The organism is Streptomyces sp. NPDC001985 (genome assembly GCF_040296845.1).
Taxonomy (GTDB): domain Bacteria; phylum Actinomycetota; class Actinomycetes; order Streptomycetales; family Streptomycetaceae; genus Streptomyces.
On sequence record NZ_JBEOYB010000136.1, the window covers coordinates 1 to 8,939 of the forward strand.

Genomic DNA, 8,939 nt, shown 5'->3' on the forward strand with positions numbered 1-8,939 from the left:
CTCGTGGGCGCGACCCCCAACCTCCCCCCCGCGGGGCCCCCCGCCCCCCCCCCCCCCGCCCGGCCCCCGCCGGCGGGGGCCGGGCCCGCGCCCCGCCCCACCGGCGGACGGGGCGCACGGTCTCACTCCGCTCAGACGGCATCCTCGACAGAGATGCTCGCCGCCCAGAAGACTCCCGTGGCACCGGGCGCGAGGACAGCCGTCACCGCGCCGGTGCAGTCACTGCCGAGGTGAGCGACCACGGTTCGGGTGGTCTGGTTGGTGATCTCCAGGAAATCCGGGGCATCGCCGACCAGCAGACAGCCGGACGGATTCGCGTGCACATCACGGTCAACGATGAGGAAGCCCTCCGCCGAGGCGGCCGGCACCGCGGCCGACAACAGAAACGCGCAGGCCACAGCCCCCAGCAAAGTCATCACACGCTTGGTCATGGAACCATCTCACTTTCCGTCACCGGGGACGCCGCACCGTTGCGCGCCCCCTGGCCGACCAACGACCACAGGCCACCGGGAGCAACGGTGACCAGCCCGGAACGGACGAACCCCCACAGAAAAGCCACCGGGAACCCCGCACCGCTCCCGGCGCCCCGGCACACCGGACCGAACCTCCCCGGAAACACCGGCATCGACCACCAGCCGCCGACTCACGACCGGACACAACACCACACCAACTCCCCCCGCACCCGGATGGGCCGGCTGGGGTCACCCCGCCCACCGGCCGGGTGACCCCACCCGCCAGTCGCACACCCGCAGCCGCCTCCCGCCGGGACCATGCGCCCCAAGGGACCCGATCGGCGAGAGACGGCGGAGCGCTGGTGGCAACGTCCGGGCCATGGGCCCTGGTGCAGAAGGCAACGACGGCCGGACGGCCGCTCACCGCCGCCTGGTACGACTGATGTCCTGGACAGCGGTCATCTGCACAGCCGTCGAGGGCACGGGCGCCTCATGGGCCGCAGCGGAAGGAACCACCAGCCACTTCAACTTCACCACGCCACCACCGGCACCAGGATCGTATTCATACTGCTGGCCTCCCTGGTACTGGTCCTGATGGGCCTCATGACCGTGATCCTGCTGCTCCGCGAACGGATCGCCCCCCCGCACTGGCCTGGGCCCTGGGCCTGGGACTGCTCGTCGCCGCCATCAGCATGGCCGTCCCCCACCTCATGGTCCAGGCCACGCCCGCACAGGAGACAGCGGCCGACCTGGGACACGGAATGCCCATCATCGGCGCCCACACCGTGGGCCCGCCCGACGGCGGCCCCGGCATGCCCGTCACCAACTTCAGCACACTCGGCGGGGACTGGCGGGTCGCGCACTTCACCGGCGTCCACTCCCTTCAGGCCCTCGCCACACGGCACCCACCCGCACCCCGCCACCCCACCTGAACAAGACCCCCCCCCGGCCCAGCGGACCGCACACCCAGCGCGCGAACGGAACCGCCCCCACCGGCTCAGGGCCCGTCCAACAGCCCCAGCCGAGCCGCACGCACCCCCGCCGCAAACCGGCTCCCCCCTCCGAGCCGACCCACCAGACCGGACAGAAGCCGCCGCAGAGTCCGTTCGGAACAGCCAAGACGCCGAGCGATCGCCTCGTCCTTCGCACCCGCCGCGAGCAGAGCGAGCACCTCCCGCTCCCTCGGAGTCCACTCCTCAGCCCGGTCCGCCTCCCAGTACAGACCAGTACCCCAGTGATGCTCGAAGACCAGAGCAAAGCACAGAGCGAGCCGCGGACTGTGCAGGACGACGTCCTCAGCAGGCTCCACCCGCCCCCCGGCAGGACCGAGCGCCAGAACAGTCACCGCCCGGTCAACCACATTCAGATGCAGCGGCACAGCCGGCGCCAGCCGAATCCGCGCCCCCCGCTCCCGCATCCGGGAGAGATACCGCCCCGCCCCGGGAAGACGCGCCGCCCGGGTCGACACCAGCAACCGGATCTCCACACCCCGCGCCAGCATGGCAAGATCCTCACCCAGACTCCTCTCCAGCGCCCCGGCATCCGGAAAAGAACCACGCATACCAAGGATCTCAGCCCGGCACAGCGTGTCCAGATCATCCATCCGCTCCTCCAGCCGCGCCCGCTCGGCGAAGAACTCGGCCTCCACCACCTCCCGCCCGGTGGGCACCAGCCCCGGCATCAGCCGCAGAACGTCATGAAGCGCCGCCAGCCCCCGGGACAACTCGCCGAGCCCGCGCCGCTGATCGGCCACCAACTCGTGCAGCGCACGCTCGGGAGAGTTGACATGCCGCCGCTCACCATCGACCAGCCGCCGCGCGCCGAGCCACTCCCGCACCTCCCCCGACAACCCGTCCAGAGCCTCCCCGACACCGCCCAGCCGCCGGTACGCCGCCCCCGCCGCGGCCTCGACCCGCCCGGGACCGGCGTCGTCCCCGTACGGTTCCTCGGCAGGCATGCCCCGACCATAGGCCCGGCCGACCGGATTGACCATGGTTCCCACCGACCCACCGGCCCCCGTGGCCACAATCGGTCACGCCCCTTTCGGCCGTGGTCAACTCCCGCCCCACCTGGCTATGTTGTCGCCACATCCGGTCGACACGGAGACCACACGAGCGGCGACCCCGCCCACGGCCATCCGGAACCCGGGGCACACCGGCCGTCCTCCCGCCAAGGACGGACACGAACCCCGCCCGGTACTCCTCGTCACCGCGCACCCCGTGCACCCGCGCCGTTCCCCGAGCCCCCGCGCCCGCGAACGCGCACCCCCACACCGTCCCCTCCGGCACCGCACGGCCGGACCACGAAAGGTGACAGCCCCCCTCATGCGCACAACCCGCCTCACCATCGGCGCACTCGGCCTCGCCGTCCCGCTCGCCCTCCTCCCCTCCACCGGCTCCGCCGCCCCCGCCCCCGAACCCGCCCCGCTCATCACCGTCACCGAAGCCCCCACCACCGCCGAGATCAAGGGCCAGTACATCGTCACCCTCACCAAGGGAACCGACCCAGCCGCCTTCGCCAAGTCGAAATCCCTGCGAACCGACTACGTGTACGACGCGGTCCTCAACGGCTTCGCCGCCGACCTCACCCCCACCCGCCTCACACACCTGCGCGCCGACCCCCGGGTCGCCTCCATCGAGGAAGACCAGAAAGCCCTCCCCACCGCCACCCAGAACAACGCCCCCTGGGGCCTGGACCGAATAGACCAGCGCAGCGGACGCAGCACCACCTACACCTACACCCGCAACGGCTCCGGCGTCACCGCCTACATCATCGACTCGGGCATCTACACCAGCCACCCCGACTTCGGCGGCCGGGCCCGCAACGTCTTCGACGCCTTCGGCGGCAACGGCGCGGACTGCAACGGACACGGCACCCACGTCGCCGGCACCGTGGGCGGCACAACCCACGGCGTCGCCAAGGGCGTCCAGCTGCGCGGCGTACGCGTCCTCGACTGCCAGGGCTCAGGCTCCTTCTCCGCCATCATCGCCGGATTCGACTGGGTCCGGCAGAACGCCGTCAAACCCGCCGTCGCCAACGCCTCCCTCGGCGGCGGCTACTCGGCCGCCCTCAACAACGCCGCCACCGCCCTCGCCGGCTCCGGCGTCCACACCACCGTCGCCGCGGGCAACAACAACCGCGACGCCTGCGGCTACTCCCCCGCGAGCGCGGCCGGCGCCCTGTCCATCGCCGCCTCCGACTCCAGCGACAACAAAGCGGGCTTCAGCAACTACGGACAGTGCGTCGACCTCTACGGCCCCGGCGTGAACATCCTCTCGACCCGCTCCGGCGGCGGTACCACCACCATGAACGGCACATCAATGGCCGCACCCCACGTCGCGGGCGTGGCAGCGCTCTACAAGGCCACCCACGGAGACGCCCCCAGCCCCACCGTCAACAACTGGATCATCAACAACAGCACCGCCAACGCGATCCGCGGCAACACCACCGGCACCCCGAACCGGCTCCTGTACAAATCGACCCTCTGACCCACCACCGCACGGCAGGGGAGGGGCCCCGCACACGGCGCCCCTCCCGGAAACCCCCGAACCGACCACCGGCGCAACACCGGCTCACCCCCACCCAGACCGACACGGCGCCCGCACGCGGACACACCCGCCACACGGCACACCGCGCACACCCCTACCCCGCATCCACCGCACCCCGGGAAAACCTGTACCCGGCGAACTCACCGACACGCACAAACCCCAGACGCTGATACAGCGCGTTGCTCGTGGCATTGCCCGGATCGGTGAACAGGACCACATCCGTCGCCCCCGCCCCCAGCGCGGCCCTGCTCGCCTCCGCCGTCACAGCCCCGGCGAAGCCGCGCCCCCGGAAACCGGCCGGGGTATAGACAGGATCAATCCTGACCATCCCGCCGACGACCGAAGTCGCCGCCGCCATCGACACCGGCACACCGTCCGGAGCCTCCCACAAGGTGAAACGCCGGTCCCCGAAACGCGAATGCTCCCAGGACCCGGCATCGATCAGATCGATCGACGACTGCTCCCCCACATCCACACAGAACTCACGGCACCAGCGCACCACCTGCCCACGATCCGCCCCACCCGCCGGACGCCCCCGGCCCTCCGGACGGGGCCGCGGCGCAATGAGCGTGCCCAGACGGTACAGATGCGTCCGCCAGAACGGAACCGCCACCGCCCCGGTGTGCCGCTGCCAGGAATCGGCGAAAGCCGCGGCGGTGTCAAGATCCGCGATGACAAGGGCGGGGGAGTGGCCGACGCCCGCGAGGCACGCGGCGAGCACATCCGCCTGTCCGGCGGAGAGAGAAGTGAGACCCAGACGGCCGCGTGACGTCAGATAGAAGACGGCACGCACCTCGCCTCCGGTCTCCAGCCGGCCGAGCACGGCAGTGACCGGACCCTGCGCGTCCGGCCTGCGCATGCGCAGTTTCTCGATGTCCGTCAGCGGCGTGTTGTGCAGAGCCGGACGCGAGCGCAGAAAGTCCCCGGCCCGGTCGAGGAAACCGTCGACATCGTCAGTGAGGTGCCAGTCATCCGAAAGCATGCCTCATGATCGCGGATGCCCCGGCCCGGTGGAACACCCACCCGAACACCCACGAAGCCCACCACGACATGAGGAGACACGGACTGGACGACGACCGGCACATCACCGCCGACCAGGGCCGAGACGGACAGCCGGGCCCCCGGCACACGACCGCACGCCCTCGGCACGGCCGCACACCCGAGCGGCGCATACGGAACTCGCTACCCTCGTCCGATGCGAAAGACCAACCCCACACCAGACACCGTTTTCACACGCCAGAGCGGATGGATACCGAACGTCATCCGCGAGGACGGAGAACTCAGACTCACCCTCGGCGCCGGAGCCGACGCCAACCACTCCCCTCGCACATTCACCTTCCCGATCGGAGAAGCCCACCTCGCGGTGATCCGCGACAACCTCGCCAGACACCTGCTCCTGTGGAGCGCGGTCCTCCCCCTGTGCGACGCCGCCGGAACCCGGGGCACCCTCGACGAGAACGCCGCCACCGCACTCCTGGACCCGATCCTCCTCTCCGCGCCCGCGGACGTCGACGCGCACTTCCAGCACATCCCATGGGACAGAGGACAGCTCATCGCCCACGGGGCCGACACCGACCTGCTGGAGCGCGGCCGGCTCTGCGCGGCGATGCGCCAGGCGACAGAAACACCCAACCCGAAACGAGCCCAGCAGTACCACGCGAACCGCCGACGAGCCGAACGCGGAACAGCACTCCGCCCACTCGACACCGCCATCCTCAAATACACCGGCCAGTACCTGCACGGCGCGACAATCCCCCAGCGGACACCCGACGCCGTCGACCCCGCACTGCTGCCCGACGTCGAGCGCGTCATCACCACCGCGGAACACGCATGCGCCGGAATGCGGATCGGCCTCGACCCGCGACGCGGAAAGCGCGCCACGGACAAACGCGACTGGGACCGGATGGCGACGACGACCGACACAGCCCTGCGCCGCGCACACCCCGGGCTCGCCGACGACACGGTACGCACCGTGAGCTTCCTGATGTGCTCGGAAGCCGCGGACCGCTCCAGGAACACACCCATCGACGACGACGAATCCACTGCCGTCCACCACACCGGCCCCGGCGGAAACGCCAGGAAGACAGCCCTGTCCTTCACCGACGACCAGGGCGCCGAGAAGAAGTGGCTCCAGACCCACCCCCGCACCGCCACCGCGGAATTCTGGGAATTCGTCGCCGACCGCTCTGCCCCGGACAACGAAGTCTTCACCATCGAGGACGAGACAATGGGCGAAGGCATCCAGCTCCACTTCTACGCGGACTCCATCGCCCGGATCACGACACTCCACCAAGGCGAAGCCGGGTCGGACCCCCAGTACCGGGTCGAGTACAGCCTGGTCGACGGAATCAGCGGGTACCGGAACCTGGTCAGCACCTTCATCCGCGGCGGCTGCGCCGCACTCGACCACCACAGCCCCTGGATACCGGACGCCGCCGAGTTCGAACGCGCCCGGCAACGCCGAGGCGACAACCAGGGGTGACCGCTGGCCACTTCCCGCAGCGCGCGCATGCCCCCGGTATCAGAGAATCAGCGAAACATGCATAAAACGAGTGCCGTATGCAAAAAATGACTACGCCGTGAGTAGGCTTCACCCATGACGATGAGCACCGAGGACACCCTCAGACTCACGGTGGCCGCGATCATGCAGCTCACCCGCGAACGCCAAGCCGACGTCGGAGCCGGCACCGGCCTCAGCCAGCTCCAGATCAGCCGGAAACAGGCCGGCAGAACAGCATGGACCCTGGACGACGCCGACGCCCTCTCCAACCACTGGGGCATCCCGGTCCTCGACCTCCTGGCCGGACCCACCCACGCCGCCGCCAGACTCCCCGCCGACCGCACCGAACCCCAGACCGGAATCCCCCTGACCGACACCCCACAAGCCCCACCACCCACCACAACGGACCCCACCGCCCCCACACCGACCCACCCGGAACCGGCCAAGGACACCCACACCCACCAGAACGTGCCCCACCACCCGCCACCAGCCGGCCCGCTGACCGACCTCATCCGCACCACCGTCGACAAACACCTCGCCGCCACGGACGGCGACATCGAAGCCACCCGCGCCGCCCTCACCAAACAAGCCATCCCCGACGTCATGGCCCTGTTCGCCGCCTCCCGCGTCGGCGGCCGATACGAGCACACCGAATTCCCCCCGACCCAGGAGATCCTCCAGAAGCGCTCCCAGAAAGGCGCCGACCAGATCTGGGAAGGCCGCCCCAAATGGCGCTCCGCCGAACTGCACCAAGCAGCCCGCGCCGGACACATCCACCTCGACGTTACCAGCCTCGACATCAACGGCGCCTACCTCGCAGCCCTCAAAACCTGGCTCCCCATCGGCCGGCTGACACACACCGACACCGGCACCCACGACCCCAAGCGCGCCGGAGTCCACCACGTCACCCCACCCCCATGGACCCACACGGATCTACCCTCGCCCCTCGGCGCCCGCCAGGAACCCGGCCCTCTCTGGATCACCGAACCCACCCTCCGGCTCCTCCTGCGGTGCGCCCGGCAGGGCCTGTGCGAGATGCCCGTGATCCACGAGTCATGGACCTCCGGAGCCAGCGAAGGACTGCTGGAGAAAATGCGCCGAGCCCTCACGGACACCCGAAGGACCGCGATCAACACCGGTGACGACCTGACACTCCATTACGTCAAAGCCATGTACTCCAAATTCGTCTCCACCATCGGAGAATCCACCGCGAACCGCGATATCCGCCGACCTGACTGGATGCACATCATCCGCTCCCAGGCATTTGCTAACCTATGGATGAAGGCGTATAAGGCACACACCGCCGGGCTCACGGTCGTCGAAATGTCCGGAACCGACGAACTCCACATCGCCGGTGATTGGTATTCAGTTTTTGCATACGGCCGCGAACTCTCACAGGTCAAGCCGAAGTACACATACACCCTCGGAAAGGACGAAGCATGAGCGAAGCAGCCGACCGGTGGGGAGAATGGCAGAAGCACAACGCCCGCGGAAAGCGCGGAGCCGGAGCCCTCCACGCCGAGATCGACCGCATCGCCCGCGCCGGAGGCATCACCTCACCTGTCACCACCACACGCGGCCTCAAAGCCCGCCTCCGCTACCTCGACAACCCCGCCGGCCGCGCCGAACTCGCCGCCCAAGGCGTCAGCCGCCGCCTGCTGCGCTCCTGGGAGCGGGGGACCACCCCCTCCGCCGCCAAACTGAAAGCCGTCGACGCCGCTTACTGGAACAGACGCCGTCAGAACATCGTCCGCTCGGGCGCGTTGAAAAGAATTCTCGACAACAACGGACACGGCCGCCGGATCGAAATCTTCCCGGTCGACCAGAGCACCGTTCCCGAGCAATTCCGGCGCCCTCTCTCGGACCGCTCCATCCAGGCCCGCTACATCTGGGGCGATACCGTCAGAGCCTGGGCCGCCAACGACTTCGACACTCTCGACGAAATCTGGGACGACATCATCTCCGAACTGGACTCCGACTTCTTGGCCTACGCGTACGTCAGCGCGATCGGAATCGGCGCCTGAGAGCGCAGCTGGTGGAAATAAACGGGATGCTCCGCAGGTGTCTGGTTCTCCTATGGTCTAGACCATTCTACTGAATGGTGAATCAATATGATGCACCGTCATAAATGGTCCGACTGAAAGTGAAACGCAGAGCTTCACCGGATACACACCGCCATCATGAGGACATCATCGACGCCGGCCCGTACCCAGCGACCATCGGGCGACATGTGGTGACGCTGCGGACAGGGAACCGCAACTACAGCTGCCCCAGAGGCCGGCACGTTCGAAACGAAGCCCGGGCATCCTTGTAGCCAGCTTCTGGTCGCCCGGAGGGCGACCATGGGGGCCGGAGGCCCCATTGTCACCGAAGGTGACATTTCGAGGGGCGGAGCCCCTCGGCCGGGGCGGAGCCCCGGAGCGTTTTTGGCGGCCCGTA

8 protein-coding genes are annotated in these 8,939 nt (G+C 69.0%); 5 read left to right on the forward strand and 3 right to left on the reverse strand.

The annotated features are described in order from the left end of the window. Positions 1–131: 131 nt before the first annotated feature. Positions 132–431 carry a hypothetical protein gene (locus tag ABT122_RS32545; RefSeq protein ID WP_351559613.1) on the reverse strand — a complete coding sequence of 100 codons (300 nt, stop codon included), beginning with the start codon at positions 429–431 and terminating at the stop codon, positions 132–134. 713 nt (positions 432–1,144) lie between these two features. Between ABT122_RS32545 and ABT122_RS32550 the strand changes: the two genes are divergently transcribed. Beyond that, positions 1,145–1,384 carry a hypothetical protein gene (locus ABT122_RS32550; RefSeq protein WP_351559615.1) on the forward strand — a complete coding sequence of 80 codons (240 nt, stop codon included), beginning with the start codon at positions 1,145–1,147 and terminating at the stop codon, positions 1,382–1,384. Positions 1,385–1,449: 65 nt separating this feature from the next. Here the strand turns inward: ABT122_RS32550 and ABT122_RS32555 are convergent, their stop codons facing one another. Beyond that, positions 1,450–2,409 carry a helix-turn-helix transcriptional regulator gene (locus ABT122_RS32555; protein ID WP_351559617.1) on the reverse strand — a complete coding sequence of 320 codons (960 nt, stop codon included), beginning with the start codon at positions 2,407–2,409 and terminating at the stop codon, positions 1,450–1,452. 367 nt (positions 2,410–2,776) lie between these two features. On the opposite strand from ABT122_RS32555, the gene ABT122_RS32560 reads away from it, so the two are divergent. Next, a complete protein-coding gene (locus tag ABT122_RS32560; protein ID WP_351559619.1) occupies positions 2,777–3,940 on the forward strand; it encodes a S8 family peptidase in 1,164 nt (387 codons plus the stop codon). Between the two features lie 154 nt (positions 3,941–4,094). Here ABT122_RS32560 and ABT122_RS32565 read toward each other — a convergent pair whose 3' ends face one another. Then, positions 4,095–4,982, reverse strand: a complete 888-nt coding sequence (locus tag ABT122_RS32565) for a GNAT family N-acetyltransferase (protein WP_351559621.1) — start codon at positions 4,980–4,982, stop codon at positions 4,095–4,097. 213 nt (positions 4,983–5,195) lie between these two features. Between ABT122_RS32565 and ABT122_RS32570 the strand changes: the two genes are divergently transcribed. From ABT122_RS32570 to ABT122_RS32580, 3 genes are all read left to right on the forward strand, one after another. Next, positions 5,196–6,482 (forward strand): DUF6357 family protein, encoded by a 1,287-nt coding sequence (locus ABT122_RS32570; protein ID WP_351559623.1) that lies wholly within the window; start codon positions 5,196–5,198, stop codon positions 6,480–6,482. A gap of 114 nt (positions 6,483–6,596) precedes the next feature. After that, positions 6,597–7,943 carry an acyltransferase gene (locus ABT122_RS32575; RefSeq protein ID WP_351559625.1) on the forward strand — a complete coding sequence of 449 codons (1,347 nt, stop codon included), beginning with the start codon at positions 6,597–6,599 and terminating at the stop codon, positions 7,941–7,943. Next, on the forward strand, positions 7,940–8,524 hold the full coding sequence (locus tag ABT122_RS32580; RefSeq protein ID WP_351559627.1) for a hypothetical protein: 585 nt from the start codon (positions 7,940–7,942) through the stop codon (positions 8,522–8,524). The genes ABT122_RS32575 and ABT122_RS32580 overlap by 4 nt, the downstream gene beginning before the upstream one ends. Positions 8,525–8,939: the final 415 nt, after the last annotated feature.

Bases quoted from the DNA above. Each gene is read 5' to 3' on its own strand.
- ABT122_RS32545 (WP_351559613.1), bottom strand. From the start codon at position 431: ATGACCAAGCGTGTGATGACTTTGCTGGGGGCTGTGGCCTGCGCGTTT.
- ABT122_RS32550 (WP_351559615.1), top strand. From the start codon at position 1,145: ATGGCCGTCCCCCACCTCATGGTCCAGGCCACGCCCGCACAGGAGACA.
- ABT122_RS32555 (WP_351559617.1), bottom strand. From the start codon at position 2,409: ATGCCTGCCGAGGAACCGTACGGGGACGACGCCGGTCCCGGGCGGGTC.
- ABT122_RS32560 (WP_351559619.1), top strand. From the start codon at position 2,777: ATGCGCACAACCCGCCTCACCATCGGCGCACTCGGCCTCGCCGTCCCG.
- ABT122_RS32565 (WP_351559621.1), bottom strand. From the start codon at position 4,982: ATGCTTTCGGATGACTGGCACCTCACTGACGATGTCGACGGTTTCCTC.
- ABT122_RS32570 (WP_351559623.1), top strand. From the start codon at position 5,196: ATGCGAAAGACCAACCCCACACCAGACACCGTTTTCACACGCCAGAGC.
- ABT122_RS32575 (WP_351559625.1), top strand. From the start codon at position 6,597: ATGACGATGAGCACCGAGGACACCCTCAGACTCACGGTGGCCGCGATC.
- ABT122_RS32580 (WP_351559627.1), top strand. From the start codon at position 7,940: ATGAGCGAAGCAGCCGACCGGTGGGGAGAATGGCAGAAGCACAACGCC.